The organism is Cytobacillus sp. Hz8 (assembly GCF_042263505.1).
In the GTDB taxonomy this organism is placed as follows: Bacteria; Bacillota; Bacilli; order Bacillales; family Cytobacillaceae; genus Bacillus_BE.
The window spans coordinates 123,355-147,985 of record NZ_JBHKFI010000006.1 but is presented as its reverse complement, the minus strand read 5'-3'; the positions used below and the strand labels follow the sequence as shown (position 1 = coordinate 147,985).

The 24,631-nt window shown below is 37.9% G+C and carries 17 protein-coding genes and 1 riboswitch; of the genes, 12 read left to right on the top strand and 5 right to left on the bottom strand.

Going from position 1 to position 24,631, the window contains the following annotated elements; genetic code table 11:
* Window positions 1–130: 130 nt before the first annotated feature.
* The 6 genes from ACE38V_RS10030 (at window position 131) to ACE38V_RS10005 (ending at window position 8,704) form a co-directional block, all read left to right on the top strand.
* Window positions 131–586 (top strand): SRPBCC family protein, encoded by a 456-nt coding sequence (locus ACE38V_RS10030; RefSeq protein WP_375841117.1) that lies wholly within the window; start codon window positions 131–133, stop codon window positions 584–586.
* A gap of 125 nt (window positions 587–711) precedes the next feature.
* Entirely contained in the window at window positions 712–1,266 is a 555-nt protein-coding gene (locus ACE38V_RS10025) for a DNA-3-methyladenine glycosylase I (RefSeq protein ID WP_375841116.1), read from the top strand.
* Window positions 1,267–1,828: 562 nt separating this feature from the next.
* On the top strand, window positions 1,829–2,392 hold the full coding sequence (locus ACE38V_RS10020) for a hypothetical protein (RefSeq protein ID WP_375841115.1): 564 nt from the start codon (window positions 1,829–1,831) through the stop codon (window positions 2,390–2,392).
* A gap of 704 nt (window positions 2,393–3,096) precedes the next feature.
* Window positions 3,097–5,886, top strand: a complete 2,790-nt coding sequence (locus tag ACE38V_RS10015; RefSeq protein ID WP_375841114.1) for an ATP-binding protein — start codon at window positions 3,097–3,099, stop codon at window positions 5,884–5,886.
* Between the two features lie 45 nt (window positions 5,887–5,931).
* The gene (locus tag ACE38V_RS10010; protein ID WP_375841113.1) at window positions 5,932–6,783 is read left to right on the top strand and encodes a CheR family methyltransferase; all 852 of its coding nucleotides are present in this window, start codon (window positions 5,932–5,934) and stop codon (window positions 6,781–6,783) included.
* Between the two features lie 10 nt (window positions 6,784–6,793).
* Window positions 6,794–8,704: a PAS domain S-box protein gene (locus ACE38V_RS10005; RefSeq protein ID WP_375841112.1), complete on the top strand. Its 1,911-nt coding sequence runs from the start codon at window positions 6,794–6,796 to the stop codon at window positions 8,702–8,704.
* A 362-nt stretch (window positions 8,705–9,066) separates the two neighbouring features.
* Here the strand turns inward: ACE38V_RS10005 and metH are convergent, their stop codons facing one another.
* From metH to ACE38V_RS09980, 5 genes are all read right to left on the bottom strand, one after another.
* Window positions 9,067–12,516, bottom strand: a complete 3,450-nt coding sequence (metH, locus tag ACE38V_RS10000; protein ID WP_375841111.1) for a methionine synthase — start codon at window positions 12,514–12,516, stop codon at window positions 9,067–9,069.
* Window positions 12,509–14,359 (bottom strand): bifunctional homocysteine S-methyltransferase/methylenetetrahydrofolate reductase, encoded by a 1,851-nt coding sequence (locus ACE38V_RS09995; RefSeq protein ID WP_375841110.1) that lies wholly within the window; start codon window positions 14,357–14,359, stop codon window positions 12,509–12,511. Before ACE38V_RS09995 ends, metH begins: the two co-directional genes overlap by 8 nt.
* 1 nt (window position 14,360) lies before the next feature.
* Window positions 14,361–15,545 (bottom strand): cystathionine beta-lyase, encoded by a 1,185-nt coding sequence (gene metC / locus ACE38V_RS09990; protein ID WP_375841109.1) that lies wholly within the window; start codon window positions 15,543–15,545, stop codon window positions 14,361–14,363.
* A complete protein-coding gene (locus tag ACE38V_RS09985; RefSeq protein WP_375841108.1) occupies window positions 15,542–16,654 on the bottom strand; it encodes a methionine biosynthesis PLP-dependent protein in 1,113 nt (370 codons plus the stop codon). The genes metC and ACE38V_RS09985 overlap by 4 nt, the downstream gene beginning before the upstream one ends.
* Window positions 16,655–16,835: 181 nt before the next feature.
* A riboswitch (SAM riboswitch) is annotated at window positions 16,836–16,958 on the bottom strand.
* 119 nt (window positions 16,959–17,077) lie between these two features.
* A complete protein-coding gene (locus ACE38V_RS09980) occupies window positions 17,078–17,269 on the bottom strand; it encodes an H-type small acid-soluble spore protein (protein WP_375841107.1) in 192 nt (63 codons plus the stop codon).
* A gap of 173 nt (window positions 17,270–17,442) precedes the next feature.
* Here ACE38V_RS09980 and ACE38V_RS09975 point away from each other — a divergent pair, with 173 nt between their 5' ends.
* From ACE38V_RS09975 to ACE38V_RS09950, 6 genes are all read left to right on the top strand, one after another.
* Window positions 17,443–17,682 (top strand): hypothetical protein, encoded by a 240-nt coding sequence (locus ACE38V_RS09975; protein WP_375841105.1) that lies wholly within the window; start codon window positions 17,443–17,445, stop codon window positions 17,680–17,682.
* A gap of 323 nt (window positions 17,683–18,005) precedes the next feature.
* Entirely contained in the window at window positions 18,006–20,861 is a 2,856-nt protein-coding gene (locus tag ACE38V_RS09970) for a 2-oxoglutarate dehydrogenase E1 component (RefSeq protein ID WP_375841103.1), read from the top strand.
* Window position 20,862: 1 nt separating this feature from the next.
* Window positions 20,863–22,092 (top strand): 2-oxoglutarate dehydrogenase complex dihydrolipoyllysine-residue succinyltransferase, encoded by a 1,230-nt coding sequence (odhB, locus tag ACE38V_RS09965; RefSeq protein ID WP_375841101.1) that lies wholly within the window; start codon window positions 20,863–20,865, stop codon window positions 22,090–22,092.
* A 226-nt stretch (window positions 22,093–22,318) separates the two neighbouring features.
* Window positions 22,319–22,570 (top strand): FeoA family protein, encoded by a 252-nt coding sequence (locus ACE38V_RS09960; protein ID WP_375841099.1) that lies wholly within the window; start codon window positions 22,319–22,321, stop codon window positions 22,568–22,570.
* On the top strand, window positions 22,563–23,261 hold the full coding sequence (locus ACE38V_RS09955) for a FeoB small GTPase domain-containing protein (protein WP_375841098.1): 699 nt from the start codon (window positions 22,563–22,565) through the stop codon (window positions 23,259–23,261). Before ACE38V_RS09960 ends, ACE38V_RS09955 begins: the two co-directional genes overlap by 8 nt.
* Window positions 23,249–24,607, top strand: a complete 1,359-nt coding sequence (locus ACE38V_RS09950) for a nucleoside recognition domain-containing protein (protein ID WP_375841097.1) — start codon at window positions 23,249–23,251, stop codon at window positions 24,605–24,607. The genes ACE38V_RS09955 and ACE38V_RS09950 overlap by 13 nt, the downstream gene beginning before the upstream one ends.
* Window positions 24,608–24,631: the final 24 nt, after the last annotated feature.

Here is a 24,631-nt window from a genome sequence, read left to right as displayed (position 1 = left end):
TAAAGTTACTCAAGCCTGATTTCATTCTATAAAAAGAAATAGGTTCTAACAATTGCTTATTCCCGCATAAATTATTTTTGGATAAAAAAAGTGAATGTTAATCCAAAATTGTTTAAAAGGGGAGAACTAGATGCCAGCAGGAATTCACAAAATGGATTTGAATGTACCAATTGAGAAGGTATGGGAATTTGTGAGTGTGATGGACAGATGGGCCACACTTGTCCCTGGTTATATCGAACACCAAATATTAGATGATTACGAATCCACATGGACATTTAAAAGTGACATAGGGATTGTAAAGAAAAAGATTAGCTTAAAAGTGAAAATCACGAAAATGGATGTTCCAACCAAAGTCCATTTTGACCTAATCGGTGTTAATGAAAATTTTACTGGAAACGGGTATTTTAAAGCAGAAGTGGTAGAAGGAGAAAAAACAAGAATGACCGGCTGTCTAGATATTCAGGCACATGGAATGATGGCAAAGGTGGTAAATGGGGTTCTTAAAACACATGTACCGCAAATGACGATGGAACTGTCCAAAGCCGTTGGAGAAAAGCTACATGAAATCGCAGGGGTCAGAGCATAAGACGAAAGTGATAAGGTGAGGCATCAAGCATATCGAAGCTTGATGCCTATTATTGTTTTCTTACTGTGAATATGTGAAGATAGAGACAAGGTAAAAAAGTTTGTTTTACTTTAGGAGGGAAACTAATGGTAAACCGTTGTGGTTGGGTAACTCAGGATCAAATTTATATAGATTATCACGATTATGAATGGGGAGTACCTGTATATGATGATCGACTTCTATTTGAATTTCTTAATTTAGAAGGAGCGCAAGCTGGATTAAGCTGGTTGACCATTTTGAAGAAACGGGAAAATTATCGCAAGGCCTTCGATCAATTTCAACCTGAAAAAATTGCTGGCTATGGGGAAGAAAAAATTGCAGAGCTCTTACAAAATGAAGGGATTGTGAGAAATCGTTTGAAAATAAATGCCGTTGTCATCAATGCAAATGCCTTTTTAAAAGTGAAAGAGGAATTCGGCACCTTCAGAGACTATATTTGGTCATTTGTCGGAGGTAAACCGATTCAAAACCATTTTCATATCCTTGGTGAGGTTCCTGCCACAACACCGATAAGTGATACAATGAGCAAGGATTTAAAGAAGCGCGGTTTTAAATTTGTCGGAAGCACGATTTGTTATGCATTTATGCAAGCAACAGGGATGGTAAATGATCATCTTGTGACTTGTATGTGCTACAAATGAGAAAAATCTCCGGTTGATCTATAGGCTTTAGTGCATAATGCAAATTTCTTTTGAAAAAAAAGTACATATGAGATAATAAGAAAGTTCATTTCATTATGGAGGATAAGATATAAATAATAAAGGAATACTGGATGCGGTCGTTTGCCTTGACTAGTGGAATTAAAGAATGTCGAAAGCATATGTCATAACTCAATGGCACAAATAATCAGCCTTTGGAGATACAAACTGACGTGATTCCAATTTCAAAGTCTATGAAGGATCAGCGCATCAATGATATTTCTGATTTCACATGATCACTTCTGATCTGGAATAGCTTGAGTAGCTTCATCAAAATATGGAATATGGCAAACACCCAGGTCAGTTTCATTTTGATTAACTTGATAATAAAAGAGAATGCATCCCTGCTTGAATGGAAGAGGGGGATGCTTTTTATTAAAAAATTTCTTTTTTTCAATGTGTAATAATTGTATGATAGATTTACAGTACAATAGCAGTACTAATACTTAGCTCAACGTTAGCTTAAATAAATTTAGGATTCACTTGATGGAGGATACCAATAATCATGAGCATTTATGAAATCATTCTGGACATCATTGGGAGGAAGGGTCCAGCGACGATTCCAACAATATTACAGGATATGAACCAGTCTACTTACCAAAAGGAAAAGCCAATCCAGCTCTCACAGGTAAAAGCAGCTATTAATCGAAAAAAGGATTTATTTGCTGTTGAGGACAATCTTGTGTCCATACTCCCTGAAAAAGAGCTTGTCTCTTTATCATTATCAATTAACCATTTCGATGTAACCTATATGATTACAATTGATTTTTGCCAAAAAACATTTCAGTTTTTTGAATGGTATTTTCAAAACCAACAACATGTAATGGATGACTCTATCAAAATCATCGGATCCTTTGATGCCTTTACGAAAGAGATTTATCGTTTGAAATTATGGAATTGGGAAAGTAACTATCAAAGTGCCGATGTCCATATTGGAGGAACAAGCTGGGAAATTAAACTTGTCACAAAAGCAAGTACATATGAAAGCAGAGGATATGAAAAATTTCCAAAAGAATGGCGCAAATTTTGCTCAGCTCTTTCCAACTTAATTGGCACACAAATTCAATAATTTCTGATCTTCTATGACAAATTTTGCTGGTGTGCATTTCACACACTTTTTTTGATTGTATTGGGGGATCAGTAAATATTAAAAGTAGATGGATAGGCTTTAGGTTATCTCCTAGGGCCTGTAATTTTGGCAACCGTTTAACTATCAAAGAATAATTGATTCTCCACTGAATGCGTATTTTTTACATCGAGATAGTGGATTATTGTTTAATGAATGAGTTTTTTCTTGAGTATATAAAACGTCGGGTCGCTTCCCCTAGGAAAGAATATTTTGGCCCTTGAACGCATAAAACGATCGATCACCCTCTTAATGAAGCACGACCAAAAAAGTTGCTGCATCTCCAAATTAACTAGGCTTCATTCATCGCTCTTATATCCAAGTAGTTCATCGCTTTAGTAAACGACATTTTTTTCATCGCTACCACTAAATACAGCCATTCCAATCAAGTTCTTATATAAAACCTGAGCATTGTTATCAAATGCAACTCTTTTTCTAGTAACTTTATCCCATTTTAGTTTATTTTGCCCAAATTAAAATAAAATTCAAATATAATTCTATTAGCATGTAAGTTAGATATTGCAATGTATTTGTTGAAAATTGTCGCATGAAACAAGTTACAAATTTCGCTAAAAAAGCAGGGGATTTGCCAGAATAGGGGGAATATTTTAAATATGTGTTTTGGGCTAATAAAGGGGAAGTAAGGGATGAAGTTTAGAACAAGGTTATATTGGGGGTTTGGAATCATCATTTTATTGATGACAATCCTGTTGTTAGGAGTATTTATTTTCTTAAATTCGCTTAACACGGATATGATCCAAACTGTCGAAAAGAGATATCAAACGATTAAGGATATTAACCATGTTAGAAAAGACATAATGGCTCTTGACAAGTGTCTGATGGATTATGTGATTGAAGAAGATTATAATGCTACTGAAGTGTTACTCCATATGCAAACTATTCGTGAGCTAACGAATAAGATTAATCTAGAAATCGATGAACTAATCAAAAATAATAAATCTGCAAAGATGGCAGGCACTTTAGCAGATTTGAATCATCAATTCATCAGTTACGAGATTTTGATCGAACAAATTACCAATACCTCCAATTTAAAAGTTAAGGACAAACAAGAGAGATTATTAAAAGATTCTGAGAAAGAATACGTTTTATTAATCCAAATTGCTGAAAGCTTTGTTAACCGTTTAGAGGGGGTAATTGATCAGTCGCTTTTGAAGGAAAAAGCCAAATTCACGCAAGCTGTATTTATTAGCTTCGGTTCAATCGTATTTGGCATTACGGTTGGCATCATTATTACGATGTGGATTACGAGAAGCATAGCCGGAAGACTTCGTATAGTGAAGGATGTGATGCAGCTAGTTGGAATCAGGTCGGAAACGTTGCCAAGAATTCAAATTGTTGCAAATGATGAGATCGGTGAAATTGCCGAGGCTTACAATAACATGGCAAAAGAATTAGAAACCTATGAAAAGATGGAAAAGGCCTATAAAAATGAGTTGGAGGCACAAAGCTGGCTAAAAACAAAAATCGCGGAGCTTGGAGAATTATCTCACCCATATACGGATCAAGAAAGTCTAGGTCAAGTATATCTTCAAGCAATTGCCAATATGGTGGAGGCACAATATGGGGTGCTTTATATCAAGGAAGAGGTAAACCATGTTGCTATTTATCGGAAATTATCCAGTTTTGCAGCGCTTGAACAAGGGAAATATCTTAACGGGAAATCATTAATCAAAGAGGGAGAAGGACTTATTGGCCAATGTGCACTCGATCAAAAAATAAAAAAAATCGATAATATTCCCGAGAATTATTTAGAAATACGTTCTGGTTTAGGAGCAACAAGTAGTGGAAGTTTAATGCTGTTTCCTATCGAAATTGAGGATGAAGTGATTGCTGTGTTGGAGCTTGCTAGCATTCATCCTTTTTCCAAATTGCATGAGCAGCTGTTAGAAAGGGCAGCCATTCAACTAGGAGCAATTCTAAATCGAATCCAAAGGCAAATGCTGGTTCAACAGCTGCTTGATGAAGCACAGATACTCAATGAGGAATTACAATGTCAATCTGAGGAGCTTCAAATGCAACAAGAAGAATTGCGAACAATGAATGAAGAATTAGAAGCTCAATACCGCACCTCTGAGGAAAAAACATTGGACCTTGAAAAGGCGAAGTCTGCTTTAGAAGAAAGAACACGTCAGGTTCTTTCCCATTCGCAATACAAAACGGAATTCATTGCCAATATTTCACATGAATTTCGAACACCACTAAATAGTTTACTCATCTTAGCTCAAATGCTGTTAGAAAATAAGGAAGGAAATCTAACAGAAAAGCAGATTGAATATGCACAAACCATTCATTCATCCGGAAAGGAATTACTAGAATTAATTAATGATATTCTTGATTTTTCAAAAATTGAATCAGGAAAGATTGAATGCTCAGAGGCGGAAATTAACTTTCAAGAATTACTGAATTTTGCCGAAAAGCAATTTAAACCAGTTGCAGAGCAAAAACAACTTGATTTTTCTGTGGAAATAGATGAGTTTCTTCCGAAAATTATTTATTCTGATGAACAGAAAGTTTATCAGATTATCAAAAATTTATTATCGAATGCTTTCAAATTTACCGAGAAAGGTCACGTCAAGGTGAAAGTTTTCACTACTTTTTTCGATTCTAGAAATAATCTTCATCACTTTGAGAAATTCCTTGTGTTTCAGGTGAGTGATACAGGGATAGGCATTCCACGAGAAAAACAGGGATTAATCTTTGAAGCATTTCGCCAAGCGGATGGTACGACAAGTCGTACCTACGGTGGAACTGGGCTTGGATTATCGATTAGTAAGGATTTAGCAGAGCTGCTTGATGGATTTATTAAAGTCCATAGTGTTGAAGGCAAGGGAAGTACTTTTTCCTTTTACCTTCCGATTAACAGGGGACTACCAATAATGGAAAACCAAAAGGAAGCAGCAGCTTCAAAGGATTATGAGAAAACGCAAAATGAAGTAATGAAAAAATTACCAATTTCAAATGAAAATCATGTGCATGTTCGATCCCTGGTCTATGGCTGTGTGAAAGAAGAGTCATTTGTTGGGAAAAAAATACTTGTTGTCGATGATGATATGCGTAATATTTTCGCCCTTACTTCTTTTTTGGAAGAAATGGGGATGTTAGTAATTTTTGCGGAAAATGGAATGGAAGCACTTGAATTATTAAAGGCACACCCAGATGTTAGTCTTGTATTAATGGATATTATGATGCCGGAAATGGATGGTTTAGAGGCATTGGCTAAGATTCGCTCCAACATTGAATACAAGAATTTACCCATTATTGCGATTACTGCAAAGGCTATGAAGAATGACCGTGAAAAGTGTATAGAAGCTGGAGCAACCGATTATATTGGAAAACCGATTCAATTAATCCAACTATATTCACTATTAAAAATGTGGCTAACTTCAACCGGAGATATCAAGGATGCTGACAAATAGAGGCATTCTCGTAAAATAAAAATAAATAATAGAGAAAAGGAGCAAATGACAATAAATACTATTGAAAAACGAAAATGTTCTAATCTTGAAGAATTAGAAATTGGACTGTTGTTAGAAGGAATCTACAGGTATTATGGTCATGATTTTCGCGATTATTCAATTTTTACAATACGTAGACGTGTTTTGAATAGACTGAAACTTGAAAAAATGGCTACTATAACCGCATTATTGGACCGAATTCTTCATGACCCAAAGATGATGGAGAAGGTATTTTATGACTTTTCTATCAATGTGACTGAAATGTTTCGGGATCCATCTTTTTTCAAGGCATTTCGTGAAAAAGTGATTCCAAATATAAAAAATTGCTCTAAAATTCGCATTTGGCATGCAGGATGCTCTACTGGGGAAGAGGTATATTCAATGGCCATCCTTTTGCACGAGGCAGGCTTACTTTCAAAATCAAGAATCTATGCAACCGATATTAATGAGAAAGTGCTAGAAACAGCGAAAGTCGGCATATTTCCGATAACGAAGTATAAAGTCTACTCACAAAACTATGTTCAAGCAGGGGGAAGCCTCGACTTCGATGATTATCTTTCTATTACAAAGGACTATGCGTATTTTAAACCTTTTCTATCAGAGAAAATGTTTTTTACTCAGCATAATCTAGTGACGGATCATTCATTTAATGAGTTTCATATTGTGATTTGTCGGAATGTCTTAATCTATTTTAACGCCAAGCTACAAAAACGGGTTAAGAATTTATTTTATGATAGCCTTGGTGATAACGGTTATCTGGTATTAGGAAAACGAGATGGAACTACAGCAATGCTACACTCCATTCAATTTTCCATGATTGATCAAAAGGAAAAAATATATCAAAAAGCAAAGGTTTGAGGATGAATTTATGGAGAATTCAATTGTTAATATATTATTAGTCGATGATCGTAAAGAGAATTTGTTAGCGCTCAAGGCTGTCCTTTCCTCAACTAATTATCGTCTTATCACAGCCAATTCAGGTGAGGAAGCATTAAAATGGATTTTAAAGGAAGAGTTTGCCGTCATTTTGATGGACGTGCAGATGCCGGGCTTGGATGGATTCGAAACAGCACATTTAATACGAGAAAGAGAAAAATCAAAAGATATTCCGATTATTTTTATTACCGCACTAAGTCAAAAACAAGAGCATATTCTTCAAGGATATTCTGTAGGGGCGATTGACTATATTATTAAGCCTTTTGATCCTGTTATCTTGAAATGTAAGGTCGATGGATTAGTGTCGTTGTATTTAAAACAAAAAGAGATTCAGATTCAAAAGGAATTGATCGATGAGCGCTCAAAAGAACTTGAGGAAGCATTTTTACAATTAAAAAGAAATGAGGTCTTATCTCGAGCACTAGGTGAAACCTCCATCGATACTTTTGTTATTTTAAATGCACAGGGAAATATTTTGTTGGTAAATCCAGCAATTAGGGAGATGTTTGGTTACTCCATTAAGGAAGTGATTGGTACGCATATATATCGCTTGTTACCCGAGTTATCCAAACAATCTTTTTCTTACCTGACAAAGGGAGAATTACTCGAAACATCTGCTTTAAGAAGTGACGGAACGAAATTTCCTGTTGATATTCTCCTTTCAATCGCCGAATTGGAAAATGCCGCTATTCTTGTTTGCTCGATTCGTGACGTAACCGAGAGAAGGAAGCAGTTAAATCGACTTGAGGAGCTTGTGAAGGAAAGGACTTTAGAGCTTTGCGAAAGCGAGGAAAAGTATCGCCAACTTGTTGAAGAATCGCCAGAAGGAATAATTGTTCGCAAAATTAAAAGTAATAAATGGTCATTTATCAATAAAACGGGATTAAACATACTAAAGACAAAAAATATCCAGCAGATGGTCCATAGATCTTTTTATGATTTGATTCATCCAGATGACCATGAGCTGATGGCAAGGAATATTGAAAAGGTTCGAGAAGGAAAAAAAATCGATGGCTTTGAATTAAAGTTTATTCGGATTGATGGAGAAGAAATTGATGTTGAAGTGAAGGTGATTCCTTTTATGTATGAAGGGGAACAATCCTTACACGTGATGTTTCGTGATATCACTGTATTTAAGCAAACAAGGGAATTTATGCATCAATCTGAAAAGCTTACAGTTGTCGGGGAGCTCGCCGCAGGCATCGCCCATGAAATTAGAAATCCACTGACAAGTTTACGTGGCTTCACCCAGCTTCTTCAATTTGATCTTGGGGCTAATCATGAGTATGTGAATATTATGATCAATGAAATTGATCGCATTAATACCATCGTGAGTGAATTATTACTGCTCGCCAAACCCAATAAATTTGAATTTAAACAGGTGTTATTGCAAAAGTTGTTAGATGATATGATAACGTTAATGAATGGTCAGGCAAATCTTCACGGTGTTGAAATTCAATTGTTAGTCGATTCGCCAATGAGAGGCTTTTATATTTATGGAATTGAAAATAAAATTAAGCAAGTGTTAATTAACATTGTAAAAAATGCGATTGAGGCCATGCCTGATGGAGGGCTATTGACCATAAAGGTTGGATTTGAACAGGATCAAGTGATGATTGATTTTATCGATCAGGGCTATGGCATTCCATCTGATGTGTTGGCAAAAATTGGTCAGCCTTTTTATACGACAAAAGAAAAAGGAACAGGACTTGGTCTTATGGTTTGCTATAGTATTATTGAGAGCCATCAGGGAATATTATCAATTGATAGTCAGGAAGGGAAAGGAACAGTCGTTCAAGTAAAATTGCCTTATTCAAGAGAAATACAAGCAGTTATAAAATAAAGTGAAACTTCCATCAGTGGGGGTTTTCGACGCACAGGACGTGCTAGTGCAGACGTTGCGACAGGACGTCGCGCTTTTAGTCTGCCATTCATCCCCCACTGATGGTTAGTCACGCAAACCCTGATTGATTTTTCTAAGGGCTGAAGCCCAAAGAAAAATCTTATTTCACTTATCACGCTCATAACGCCACGTCCTGTGGCTTCGCCTGACTAGGACCTCCTGTCCGTCGTCGGACCTTTACGGACAGTTGATCTCCCACTTATCTTCTTCGTATTCTCAGAATCTTGAAGTGGGAGTCTTACTGTCCGTTAAGAGTGGGATAAAAATGGGCTTGGATCCCTTGAAGGAGATCCAAGCCATTATTATGTTAAAACATTAAAATATCTTGCATCTGGATGAGCAAAAACTAGTGCACTTACGGATGCTTCTGGCTCCATCATACAGCCTTCTGTTAGATGAATGCCTATTTCTTCCGGTTGCAAAAGCTTAAATAGCTTCTTTTGGTCCTCAAGATTAGGGCAGGCTGGATAGCCGAAGGAGAAGCGCTGTCCATGATATTTAGCTGCAAAACGTTCCTTCATTGTCATATCGATTGCATCTGGAAAGCCCCAGCGGTCCCTCATTAACCGATGAATCAATTCGGCAAAGCCTTCCGCACATTCAAGAGCGGTTGCTTGCAAGGCATGGCTTTCAAGAAAGCGTCCTTGTGATTTTAAGTCAGCAGCTGCTTGCCGAACACCGGTTCCAGTAGTAACGGCAAAAAATCCAACATAATCCATGATTCCACTGGATTTTGGTTTTAAATAATCAGCTAAGCATAGACAGTTTCCAGATTCCTGTCGTGGAAAATTGAATTCTTCGATGATTTTTCCCACTCTTTCTGGATCGTAAATCAATACCTTATTTCTCTCAGATTGCGCTGGGAAGAATTGATAAACTGCCTGTGGAGTAATCCAGCCGAATTTTTTTGCTTGTTGAAGTAATTCATCGACTAGCTGATTCACCTTTGTAGCTTTTTCATCATGTTCTGTTAAAAGCTTATCAATTTTTCCTTTTACTCCAAGATGATGTCCAAGGAGCATTTGTTTATTGATATAAGGTTCAATATGAGATAAAGTGTAGTTCCGAAGCAAATGTCTTTCCATATCATTTGGGATAAAGACTGGTACATCGGTTCGCACGATCGCTTTTCTACGTACGGCAGTTGCAACACTGCCATTTGAAGTGAAATTCGTTTCAACCTTCGCTGCATGAACCTTTTCCTGTTTTATTTGCTTTAGCTTTTCTACTTCATGAGGGACTTGTAATTGGTTAGCTAATGTTAAGCCATCCATTGCATCCTTGGCATATAACACTAGTCCATTGTATTCTTTCGAAATTTTGGCCTCTGTAAATTTACGTGTAAGTGCAGCTCCTCCAACTAGAATTGGTATATCGATGCCAGCTTGTTTCATATCATGAGCAGTGAGAACCATTTGTTGAGCCGATTTCACTAAGAGACCAGAAAGTCCAACAATATCAGGTTTGATCTGATGGATGGCTTCTATTAACTGGGCTGGGTTAATTTTTATTCCTAAGTCAATCACCTCATAACCATTGTTTGTTAAAATGATATCAACTAGGTTTTTTCCAATGTCATGAACGTCTCCCTTAACGGTCGCAAGAATGATTTTTCCTTTAGTTGACGACGCATCGCTTTTTTCCATATAAGGCTCAAGAAAAGAGACAGATGCTTTCATGACTTCTGCACTTTGCAGAACCTCTGCGACAATTAATTGATTCCCATTAAAAAGCCGTCCAACCTCTTTCATCCCATCCATTAGAGGTCCATTGATAATATCCAATGGACGTGAGTAGGTGGTTAGTGCTGTTTTCAGATCAGGGATTAGACCTTCTTTTGTTCCTTCTACGATATAATAAGCAAGACGCTCAGCTAGTGTCATATTGGGAATTTGTGATATCGTTTCTTTTTTCTTATCCCGATAAAAATCAGTAAATTGGGCTAAGGCTTCATCTGTAGTATCAAATAGAAGTTTTTCGGCCATTTCCACTTCCTCTTTGGAGATAGAGGCAAATCGTTCTAATTTTTCCGTATTGACGATGGCGTAGTCTAATCCTGCTAAAGTGCAATGATAAAGGAACACGGAATTTAATATTTCTCTTCCAACAGGCGGAAGTCCAAAGGATACATTACTAATTCCGAGAATGGTTTGAACCTTAGGAAATTCATTTTTAATTAAGCGAATCCCATCAACGGTTGCCTTGGCAGAGCCAATATACTGCTCATCTCCAGTACCAACAGGGAAAACAAGAGGATCAAAGATGATATCCTCTGGTGAAATATGATATTTGTGAACAAGGAGTTCATAGGAGCGTTTGGCAATTTCTAATTTTTTTTCAGCGGTTACACCCATTCCTTTTTCATCAATAGTTCCAACGACAACAGCCGCACCATATTGATGCACTAATGCTGATACCTTCTCAAAGCGTGTTTCTCCATCTTCGAGATTAATGGAATTAATGATTGCTTTCCCTTGTGAATAGGTTAGTGCTTTTTCAATAACTTCTTCATCAGTTGAATCAATGACAAGAGGGGCCTTGATTTTTTTTACAACTTCTTGAATGAAGGTCTCCATATCCTCAATTTCATTGCGATCTGGATCTGCTAAGCAGATATCGATCACATGGGCTCCGCCTTTTACCTGGGCACGAGCAATTTCTGCAGCTTCCTCAAATTTCCCCTCGTTAATTAAGCGTTTGAATTTACGAGAGCCAATAACATTTGTTCTTTCCCCCACCATGATGGGGCGGAGGGTAGGGTCATCATAAATAAATGGTTCAATCCCTGAAACCATATGTGGATGAGTTTGTACAACTTGCCGAGGATGGAAGTGTTTCATTTTTTCCGCGATTAAATGGATATGCTCAGGTGTGGTTCCACAACAGCCGCCAACAATATTGAGCCAGCCTTCTGAGGCAAATCCAGACAGCTTTTCCGCTAGAGATTCAGGTGTTTCGTGGTAATTTCCATTTTCATCCGGAAGTCCAGCATTTGGATAACAACTTACTGCACTGGTGGCAAGACTTGAGAGTGAGCGGATATGATCCTGCATAAATTCTGGTCCTGTTGCACAGTTTAAACCAACCGCAAGCGGATTCATATGCTCCACAGAAATATAAAAGGCTTCGATGGATTGTCCGGCTAATGTCGTTCCCATTGGTTCAATCGTACCAGAGACGATGATAGGTAGCCTCTTTCCTGTTTTTTCGAAGGCATGTCCAACGCCGACAAAAGCTGCTTTGACATTAAGCAAGTCTTGACTAGTTTCGATTAAAAGGAGATCAACGCCTCCGTCAATCAGTCCTCGCGCTTGCTCTTCATAGGATGCAGATAATTTTTCGAAAGTTGTTCCGCCTGTAACACTTAAAGTTTTCGTTGTTGGACCCATAGAACCAGCCACATATCTTGGCCATTCCGGTGTGAAAAATTCATCAGCTACATTTTTAGCAAGACCTGCTGCGACCTTATTAATTTCATAAGCAATGTCCGCAAGATTATATTCTTCTAAAACTATACTGGTAGCTCCGAAGGTATTCGTCTCAATAATGTCACTTCCAGCAAGTAAATATTCACGATGGATATGCTCAATAACAGAAGGGGAGGTTAGATTGAGATTTTCATTACATCCCTCATATTCTTCTCCTCCAAAATCTTCCAATGTTAAATTTGCACGTTGTAGCATGGTACCCATAGCGCCGTCCATAATCAGAATTTTCTTCTTCAATTGTTCAGTTAATGGTGGTTTAAGCATTTTGAATCCTCCTTTGAAGCTCTTCACTGTAAGTCCGGGCATGGCTAGCAAGCTCTACAGTCATATGATATCTCATAAAAGGGGTAATAAGATATATTCCATTAAATAATTCTTCAGCTGCTTCCATTAAATACTTCGTCATCGCAATTCCTTCTTTTTCTGAAGCGATTGGGTCATCTTTCAAAGAAAACATGATATTACGAATGGATTGGTCAATTTTTATCCCAGGTACTTCATTATGAAGGAACTCTGCGTTATTGCTCCCAATTAATGGCATTAAACCAATATAGATTGGAGCATCGATATGCCTTGTTGCCTCATAGACCTCTCTTAATTTTTCTTCTGAATAAATTGGTTGAGTAATAAAATAATTGGCACCAAAGGATACTTTCTTTTCCAATCTTTGGACAGCTTTTTCGATGGAGCGTACATTCGGATTAAATGCAGCGGCTATTGAAAAAACCCCTTTTTGGCCTAAATCTTTCCCTGATAAAGAAAGTCCTTCATTGAACTGTTTTATCATTCCAATTAATTCGAAAGAAGAAACATCATAGACAGAGGAGGCCCCTGGTAAATCTCCTACTCTTGCAGGATCTCCTGTAATCGCGAGCACATCATGCAATCCAAGCGTATGAAGCCCCATTAAATGGGATTGCAATCCAATAATATTGCGGTCTCTACACGTAATATGAACAAGTGGGCGGAGACCAATCTGTTCTTTTACTAAATAGCCAAGGGCAGAGTTTGCTATTCGCGGAGAGGCAAGGGAATTATCCGCCAATGTTAGGCAATCAATTCCTTCATCTTTTAGCGCTCTCGCTCCCTGAAAAAAGCGATCGGTATTCAACTTTTTAGGCGGGTCCAGCTCCACGATGACAGAATGCCTTTTCTTTACAATTCCCTCTAACGGAGGAAGATCGCGTACAGGTGGCAATGATTCGACTACAATGGGAGTTGCTTTTGATTTTACTTGTTTTTCCGTCACTGGAGTGGCATTTTTTAATTCGCTTGCAAAAGCTTGGATATGTTCAGGTGTTGTTCCACAGCATCCGCCTAAGAGACGCACCCCTTGCTTACGAAAAGCTTGAGCTGATTTTCGAAAATACTCAGCGTTTCCTTTATAATGAAAGATTCCATCTGTATATGCTGGTAAGCTGGCATTTGGATAACAAGATAAATAAGCATGCTCCGGCAATTCGACTTCTTCTAATGCTTGAATCATTTGATGTGGGCCAAGTCGGCAGTTTAAACCAACAACATCGGCACCTAATTGTTCCAATCTATTTAATGCTTCATTGATGGGAGTGCGGTCCTGCAGGATTCCAATTTCTTGCATAGAAACCTGAGCAATGATCGGCAGTTTGGTTTCTTTTCGAGCTATTTTTAAAATGGTTTCGAGTTCATTTAAGTCATAGAAAGTTTCGAGTAAAACTCCATCAATTCCTTCTAAGAGCAAGCAATAGAGCTGCTCATGGAAGCTCCTTTTGATTTCTTCAATTGGAATGGAATTTGGCTTTATTCCACGATTTCCTCCAATGGTTCCTAAAATATAGGTGTTTTCCCCAACTGCTTTTTTCGCAATTCGCACAGCTGCGCTATTAATCTCTTTGACTTGATCCTCTAAACCATATCTTTGCAGCTTGATATAATTGGCTGCATAGGTGTTGGTCTGGATGACGTCAGCACCTGCTTGAATATACGTTCGATGAATTTTGATAATTTCCTCGGGATGAGATAGATTGAGTTCTTCAAAGCAACTGTCAGTTCCATAAGAATATAATAAGGTTCCCATCGCTCCATCAGCAATTAAGATTCTGTTTTTTAAATCTGTTAAAAAGCCCATTTTATTTTCCTCCTTGAAGCTGGACAGAGGAGATTTTGTTCAACGCACTTGCAAAGTCTTGAATAAGGTCATCTGGATTCTCTAAGCCAACAGATAGGCGAAGCAGGCTGTTGGAAATACCACGTGCTAGCCGTTCTTCTTCCGGCATTGCGGCATGCGACATTTTTGCCGGATAGGAAAGAATCGTCTCTACAGCACCCAAGCTTACTGCAAAAACGGGAATTGCGACATTTTTAACAAAAGATCTGAGAACGTCTTCGTTTTCAAATTCAAAGGAGAGAACTGCTCCTGCACTTTTTGCTTGCTCCTTTTGTAGGGCAAAATGAGGATGTGATTCTAAACCAGGATAGTGCACTTCTTTTACTAATGGATGTAAATTCAGATAGGCTGCTATTTTGCTAGCAGCAGAGCTTGATTGTTGCAAGCGGACAGCAAGCGTTTTAATTCCTCGTAAAACAAGCCAACAATCCTGAACCCCGAGAACAGCGCCAAATGAATTTTGTAAAGAACCGAGTCGGTTAGCTAGTTCTTCATCTTTAACGACAGCAAGCCCGGCAACGACATCGCTGTGGCCAGATAAAAACTTCGTAGCACTGTGCAGAACAATATCTGCCCCTAAATTCAATGGTTTTTGTAGAGCAGGTGTTAAAAAGGTATTGTCAACAAATGTATAGGCACCGTGCTGTTTTGCTAAATTACTAATGGCATTAATATCGGTCACCTTTAATAATGGGTTGGAAGGGGTTTCGACATACAGCACTTTTGTATTTGGTTGTATCGCTTTTTCAACCTCTTTTAAATCAGTCATATCAACAAAGGTATGACTAATTCCAAGACGATTTAAAACTTGGGTCACCATTCGGTACGTTCCGCCGTAAACGTCTTCAGTTATCACCACATGATCTCCTTGAGATAGGAGAAGAAAAGCGGTTGAGATGGCAGCCATTCCTGATGAAAAAGCAAAACCTTTTAAACCATCTTCTAATTCTGCAATGACATCCTCCAAAGCCTCACGGGTAGGATTTAAGCTTCTGCTATAATCATATTTTCCAAAATGGTCAATATCCGATTGATGAAAGGTAGTGGCGTGCTGAATCGGAACACTGACTGCGCCGTTTGTCGGATCGAATTTATGGCGATTATGCAATAGCTTTGTATCAAAACTGTAACAATCACTCTCAATCATAATGAAACCTCCTGATCTACTTTTGCAAAAGCATTTTCTAAATCATTAATCAAATCTTCTGAATCTTCAATTCCTACCGAAAAACGCAGTAAACAATTATCAACACCTGTTTCAAGCCGAATATTTTCGGGAATATCTGCATGTGTTTGCGTTGCTGGGTAGGTGATAAAGCTTTCCACCCCTCCTAAGCTTTCAGCAAAGGTGATAAGGGATAGGTTCTGTAAAAAAGAATCCACCCAGCCTTCTTCCTTAATACGAAAAGAAAGCATTCCTCCTTTTCCTGGGTAGAGGACATCTGTTACTGTAGGATGTGTTTGCAAATAATGGACGATTGCTTTTGCATTTTCCTCATGCTTAGCCATTCGTAAGGAGAGGGTTTTCATTCCTCGGATGAGGAGCCAAGAATCAAACGGGCTTAATACGGCACCAGCAGAATTATGATGAAGGGAAATGGATTCACAAAGTTTTCTTCCTTTTGCAACAATTAAGCCTGCAAGAACATCATTATGCCCACCTAAGTATTTCGTCGCACTATGAATGACAATATCGGCACCAAGTGCAATCGGTTTTTGTAGAATAGGGGTATAAAAAGTATTGTCAACGATTAACAAAATCCCATGTTCTTTAGCTAATTGTGAAACCTCTGTGATATCCGTTTGTTCCATAAGAGGATTTGTAGGTGTTTCAAGAAATATCGCTTTCGTATTTTGGTTGATGGTTTTTTCAATATTTTCTATCATGCTGGTATTTACATAGTGGGAATGAAGCCCCCATTTTGTAAAGCCTTGCTCTAATATCCGGTATGTGCCACCATATAAATCCTTAGAGACTATCCATTCATCACCTGTTTTGAATAGGGAGAGGACAGTCAAAATGGCAGCCATACCGGAGCTACAGGCAAATCCCTGATCTCCTTCTTCGAGATCAGCAATGGCTTTTTCCACAATTTCACGTGTGGGATTCCCTGTTCTTGTGTAGTCATAACCTGTTGAACGTCCAATTCCTTCATGCCGAAAAGCTGTTGAAAAATATACTGGTGGATTAACAGTGCCAGTTGCCTTATCACTTCGATTTCCAATTTGTGCAAGCTTTGTTTGAATTCCTACCATTTTGTATTCACTCCTAAATAAAGTTAAATTAGAAAAAAGGGAGACATAAGAGAAGTTAAAAATATGGGCCTAACTTCCAGAGTTTATTTTATAGAAAAGAAGTGGAACTATTGACATAGAATCGTAAATAAAAAAAGTCTTCTATAAGAAGAAGACTTTTACGAATTTCTGGTAGCCGTTCTTCTTATCTGTCAAGTTATCAAAAACTTGCTGGAATTAGCACCTTTTCAAAGTAATTTACATCATTACCCTGAAGGTTGCTGAGGCTTCATTGGGCCATACCCTCTACCTCTCTTGATAAGAAAATCATTTTATGAATTTATTACACTTTACACCACTGAAGTGTTAAATGTCAATGTCTTTTAGAATATTCTTTTTATTAGCAATTGCTTGGATAAACCTATCACGTATGAAAAAATATTTTCAAACCTCTTCAATTAGATTTAAAACAGGTACATCCCATTCGTCAAAAGGATTGGTTCTAGAATAAATCCTGGCCATCTTCGTTTTTTCATCTACATTCTGAATGATGACCATATTCCCCTCATACGAAACATGATGGATTTCTGCACTTTCTAATATTTCCTTTGCTCTTCCCACATTCACGATTTTCATTCCTCCTAGAATAGTATCCAATCATAATGTATCTTGGATTTCCTTTTTTTATTCACAAAAGAAAATAGTGGTATGCCTGTCGAATATTTTTCAAAAGATTCTAAAAATTGCCAAACAAAAATAAAATAAAATCGATATAATAGAAATAGGGAAACTTTATTGGAGGGAAAGGTATGCAAGAAATTATGAGTTGTCATCATCGCTTTTCGACATACGATAATAACTTTGCTTACACAACTGAGGACGGGATTGAAGTTTATGTAGTGGAAAGTGATTGGCAAAAATGCTCAACTTGTGGACATGTTGATTTTCCAATCTCCTCAATGGAAACAACGAAAATCAATCTTCAGGAAAAACGCAACTATCCTCATTCTCCAAAAGAAAATTATGTTCATATCATTGACCTATTCTAACGAAGCCGAATTTTCGGCTTATTTTTTTGCTCCTTATTTTTTATGAAACGAAAGAGAGCGAAATATTGATACATAGTAGTGCATAAATAAATTTTATTAATATAAGTTATTTAGTTAATGACTAAACTCATATTTTTCACTATTTAAATGAGTAAAATCTTTGTAGTCCTATTGACAACGTGTTAAAATGTCATTGGAAACGGTTTATCCTCTGAAAAATTTTACTATTCAATTTATTGGGTGGATTTTAGTTCCGTTTTTTGGGGGAAAAGGCTTAATTTACAATTTATTATCTAAGGATAAGATTTTTGGGGGTATTTTTCATGGAGAATCCTAAATCTAGTGAAGGTCCAGATTGGCAGGGGTTTCTAGGTCCAAACTTGGGGTATGTGATTGAGCAATATGAAAAGTATGTGGAAGATCCGGATTCTGTTGAAGTGGAAATGCGTTTGTATTTTGAACAGTGGGGTCCACCACAAGTACCACATGAACAAAAGGGGTTAGAGACGTCCGAAAAAGAAGGCTTTCAATCCACACTTCCTTCATTAGAAAAATTTTTAAATGCTGTTCAACTTGCCGATCGAATTCGTTCATATGGTCACTTGGCGGCCAATATTTATCCACTTAATGACCATAAGCGAGAAAATGAAATTATTGATATTTCTTCCTATGACTTAAGTAGAGAAGACTTAGAGAGAATTCCGGCAAGTATTGTTTGTAATGAGGCACCTTCTCATTTACAAAATGGTTATGAAGCCATTCAATATTTAAAAAGTGTATACACGGGTACCGTTGCCTTTGAATTTCACCATGTCCATAATGTAAAGGAAAAATTATGGCTAAGAAACAAGGTGGAAAGCGGAAGCTTAATTCCGGAGCTTTCGAACGAACAAAGAGAAGGTTTATATAAACGATTGGTAGAAGTAGACTCATTCGAAAAGTTTCTTCATAAGACATATGTCGGTCAAAAACGTTTTTCAATTGAAGGTTTAGACTCTTTAGTTCCGATTTTAGATGAAATTATTTCAGCATCGGTAACAGAAGGAACAAAAGCCATCAATATTGGCATGGCTCATCGAGGACGTTTAAATGTACTCGCACATGTACTTAGAAAGCCCTATGAGATGATATTTGCCGAGTTCCAGCATGCACCTAACAAGGAGCTAGTTCCTTCAGAAGGTTCTATTGGCATTAATTTTGGCTGGACAGGGGATGTGAAATATCATTTAGGACTTGATCGCCATATTAAAAAAGAAAATACAACTAATGCGCGGTTAACACTATCCAATAATCCAAGTCATCTTGAATTTGCTGGTGCAGTAGTTGAAGGCTTTACAAGAGCCGCTCAGGATCGCCGAACAGAAAAAGGATATGCAGTTGAAGACGTCGATTCTGCTTTAGCAATATTAATACATGGAGATGCCGCTTTCCCCGGACAAGGCATAGTTGCAGAAACCTTAAACTTAAGTCAGTTAAGAGGATTTCGTACTGGTGGAACAATCCATATTATTGCCAATAACAAAATTGGCTTTACAACTGAATATCATGATTCCCGCTCTACTCGATATTCAAGTGATTTAGCTAAAGGATATGAAATTCCAATCATTCATGTGAATACCGATGATCCTGAATCCTGTCTACTGGCTGCAAAATTTGCCTGGGAATACCGGGCAGAGTTCCATAAAGATATATTAATAGACTTAGTTGGTTATCGTCGTTTTGGACATAATGAAATGGATGAACCAATGACAACAAATCCAGTGATGTATAATCTAATCCATCAGCATCCATCCGTTAACGAATTATATGCCCAAAGATTGAAAATGGTTGGGGTCTTATCTGATCTGAAATCCAAGGAAATTGCTGAACAAGTACAAGGAAAATTAAAAGAAGCATATGAAAAGGTTCCTGCGAAGAAGAATGGGCTTTCAGAAATGAAACCGCCAGTTCCTGTTGAACAAGGTATACCAAAGGTTCAAACAGCGATTCCGATAGAGCAGCTTATCCAATTTAATCAGGAGCTTTTAGCTCGACCAGAGAATTTCCACATTTTTAATAAGCTAGACAAAATTTTGAAACGTCGAAATGATGCCCTTACAAAGGATGGGAAAATTGAATGGGGATTAGCAGAGTCATTAGCTTTTGCATCGATTATTTCAGATGGAACGCCAATAAGATTAACTGGTCAAGACTCTGAACGCGGGACCTTTGCCCAAAGGAATATTGTGTTACATGATCATCTAACAGGTGAAACTTTCTCACCACTTCATGCTTTAACAACAGCAAAGGCTTCCTTTGCCGTGTATAATAGCCCATTATCTGAAGGATCCGTATTAGGATTTGAATATGGCTATAATGTTTTCGCTCCTGAAACGCTTTGTTTGTGGGAGGCACAATATGGGGATTTCGCCAATGCAGCGCAAGTAATGTTTGATCAATTTATTTCTGCTGGACGTGCCAAATGGGGGCAAAAATCTGGTCTTGTCATGCTTCTGCCACATGGCTATGAAGGGCAAGGACCTGAGCATTCCAGTGGACGAGTAGAACGTTTCTTAACGTTAGCAGCTGAAAATAACTGGACTGTGGCGAATTTAACGTCAGCGGCACAATATTTCCATATTTTAAGAAGACAAGCAGCTATTCTTAATCGTGAAGAGGTACGACCATTAGTCCTGATGACACCAAAGAGTCTGTTGCGTAACCCGCTTGTAGCCTCTGATCCAAATGAGTTATCAGAAGACAGCTTCCATACAGTATTACCACAAAAAGATCTTGGAAAAAATCCGGAAAAGGTCGAACGAATTGTGTTTGGTTCTGGCAAGATCATGATTGATCTTGCCGAACATTTAGAGAAAAATAAACAAGAAAATGAAGACTGGCTTCATATTTTACGTGTAGAGCAAATCTACCCATTCCCATTTGATGTGATTGAAACAATGATCAAACAATATCCAAATGTGAAGGAATTTGTTTGGGTCCAGGAAGAACCAAAAAATATGGGAGCATGGAATTTTGTTGAGCCTCGGTTACAATATATTGCCGGCGAACACATAGAAGTTAATTATATAGGACGTCGCCGTCGATCCAGTCCAGCCGAGGGTGATCCAAACGTTCATAAAAGGGAACAGGCAAGAATTATTGAAGAAGTTTTTACAAGGGAAATAGGGGGAGAAAATTAAGATGGCTGAAATCACAGTTCCAGAATTAGCAGAGTCAATAAGTGAGGGGACGATTGCTAAATGGTTGAAAAATCCAGGGGATGTAATTGAAAAAGGGGATTATATTGTTGAATTAGAGACAGATAAAGTGAATGTTGAAATCATTTCTGAGTATAGCGGTACATTACAAGAGGTAAAATTCCAAGAAGGGGATACAGTAAAGGTAGGAGAAGCAATTGCCATCATTGGTGAGGGGGCACCTGCACAAGATGTATCACCTATACAGCAGACAGAAAAGGTGGAAGCGGTTGAACTGGAATCTGAAAAGGAACTTGAGAAAAAGGACCGTCCAATTGCTTCACCAGCTGCAAGGAAAATGGCACGAGAGAAAGGAATTGACCTCACCCAAGTTCCAACAGCTGATCCACTTGGCCGTATTCGCGCCCAAGATGTGACAGCCGCACAAAAAGGTGCAGGACAAAAAGGAGCAACGCCTGCTCCTAAATCAATACCAGCTGTAACACAGACAACTCCTACAGCTGGAGAAAATAAACCGGTAGAAAGAATTCGGATGACTCGTCGTCGTCAAACAATTGCAAATCGCTTATTAGAGGTAAAACAATCAACTGCCATGCTTACCACCTTCAATGAAGTGGATATGACGAATGTCATGAATTTACGTAAACGCCGGAAGGACCAATTCCTTGCAGAAAATGATGTGAAGCTAGGGTTCATGTCATTCTTTACAAAAGCAGTGGTCGCGTCACTTAAGAAGTCACCATTAATAAATGCAGAGATACAAGGAGACCAACTGCTGCTTAAGAAATATTATGATATCGGCATTGCGGTATCTACAGACGAAGGTTTGGTCGTTCCTGTAGTTCGTGATGCAGATCGGAAAAATTTTGCTGAAATTGAGAGAGATATCGCAGATTACGCCGTCAAAGCGAGAAATAATAAATTATCTCTCAGTGACTTACAAGGAGGAACCTTTACTATTACGAATGGAGGAGTTTTTGGTTCCCTGCTTTCAACACCTATTTTGAATGGGCCACAAGTAGGAATTTTGGGAATGCATAGTATTCAACTTCGTCCAGTGGCAATTGATGCAGAACGCATGGAAAATCGTCCAATGATGTATATAGCACTCTCCTACGACCATAGGATTGTAGATGGCAAGGAAGCCGTTACATTTTTAAAGAGAATTAAAGAGTTAATTGAAGATCCTGAATCTTTATTATTTGAAGCTTAAAATAATCAATTTCAGAGAAACAGAGTGGATGCGCACTCTGTTTTTTTTATTTTCAGAACATCCAATAGAGATTGGTATATCACCAGTTTTCATATAAAAAACATGTCCATGTACAATAAAAGTGTAAATACGCAATAAAGTTGGTTGCAGGAAACATTTTAAGGGAGTAGAATATATATATTGAAATCAGAAAATATAAAATTGACGAAAGGATGGAGGAGAAATGATGTTATCCCCAAATGCAGTACTATTATCAGATGGAAAAATCGGAGATGTTATCAAAATCAAAAGCCTCCATTTAACAGGCTTCATGAGAAGAAGATTAATGGATTTAGGCTTTTTACCTGGTGTAACTGTAAAGATTTTGCAGAAAAGCCCCTTAGGTGATCCGATTGCCTATCATGTCAACCATACGACTATTGCTTTAAGGAAAGAAGAAAGCAGCCAAATTATGGGGGAGCTCGTTAACCATGAATAATCGGCCATACGAAATCGCATTCGCAGGTAACCCCAATACAGGGAAAAGTACACTTTTTAATTTATTAACAGGATTGAGACAGCATACGGGGAATTGGGCAGGAAAGACGGTGGATTTACTTGAAGGTAACTTTTCCTATCGCCAAAAGGAATATAAAATTATTGATTTGCCGGGGACTTATTCCTTATTATCCGAATCGCCTGATGAAGAGGTGGCAAAGGAATATTTGTTATTTAAAAAACCAGATATCACCATTGTCGTATTAGATGCGACCTCCTTGCAGAGAAATTTAAATCTTGCCTTGCAGGTGCTTGAAATTATGGAAAATGTGATTATTTGTATCAATTTAATCGATGAAGCGAAAAAGAAGAAGATTCATATTGATGAACAAAGAATAATGAGAAAACTTGGGGTTCCGGTAATCAAAATTTCAGCAAGAACCAAAATAGGGATTCCGCAATTATTAGATACGCTTGACCAGATGGTTTCCGGAAAGATTAAGCCTGAACCGTTAAAAATTCAATATAGTCCGGTGCTGGAAGAGAAAATTTCAGAGCTAATTCCTCAAATTCAATCTTTAATAGGTGATCAGTATCCATTGAGATGGGTGGCGTTACGATTAATAGAGGGAGATCGAACCTTCTTTCAGGCATTAGAAAAAAGGAAGGACGTTTGCTTATGCAACTCTTAGAGCATTTTCAAGATTATGTGGATGAATCAACGAAGGATGAGATTGTCCAACAAATCTATTTGACTAGTAAAAATATTTGTGATGCTTCTATAAAGATTGAAGATGAAAATAGACTCGATCAAACTCAGAAGCTTGATGCAATTTTTACTTCAAAATGGCTAGGGCTGCCTATCATGTTAATCATGCTTGCTGTTGTTTTTTACATTACTATTGCAGGTGCGAATATTCCTTCATCGTGGTTAACTAATGGCTTCAATTATTTAGAAAAATATCTATCTGAAGGTTTGACAGCAATACATGCACCGAATTGGGTTAATGGAGTGCTAATCCTTGGATTATATCGAGGGATTGCCTGGGTTGTCAGTGTCATGCTGCCACCAATGGCTATCTTTTTCCCTATCTTTGGGTTGCTTGAAAATTATGGGTATTTGCCTCGGGTGGCTTTTAACTTGGATCGGATCTTTAAAAAGGTGGGAGCACATGGAAAGCAATCCTTAACCATGGCAATGGGTTTTGGTTGTAATGCGGCAGCTATCATCTCAACAAGAATTATCGAGTCACCACGTGAGAGAATGCTCGCGATTTTAACAAATAATTTTGTCCCTTGTAACGGAAGGTGGCCAACGTTAATATTAATTTCTACCTTGTTCATGGCAGCAGGTTTTACGACAGGAGCAAAACCGCTTGTAACAACCCTCATGCTTGTAGGTATGGTTCTGATTGGCATCATCACGACATTGCTTGTTAGTTTTCTCTTATCGAAGACGATGTTAAAAGGGGTTCCAACCCATTACACTTTAGAACTGCCGCCATTTCGTCGGCCTAAGTTCTGGGATACAATTGTTCGCGTCTCAATCGAGCGATCGGCATCTGTCTTAAAACGAGCGATTGTTATAGCCGCACCAGCAGGTGTTCTAATATGGGTGATTGCCAACATTTCAATTGGCGATATGAGCCTGTTAACGTATTTAGTTGATTTTCTTAATCCATTTGCAAAATCTTTAGGACTAGATGGGTATATACTGTTAGCTTTTATCCTTGGATTACCCGCAAATGAGATTGTGATTCCCATTCTTCTCATGGGTTACTTATCAACGGGAGCTTTAACGGAGCTTGATGATTTAACACAGATTAAACATATCTTTATTGACCATGGTTGGACTTGGCTAACAGCATTAAATATGATGCTTTTCTCCTTATTGCATTATCCATGTGGTACCACTTTATTCAATATTTATAAAGAAACAAAAAGTGTGAAATGGACACTGGTTGCGTTTCTCATACCTACAGCAATCGCTGTCGGAGTTACATTTACCGTTACACAGGTTGTACATTTATTTCAATAACGCTAAACTAAATAAACCACCGTT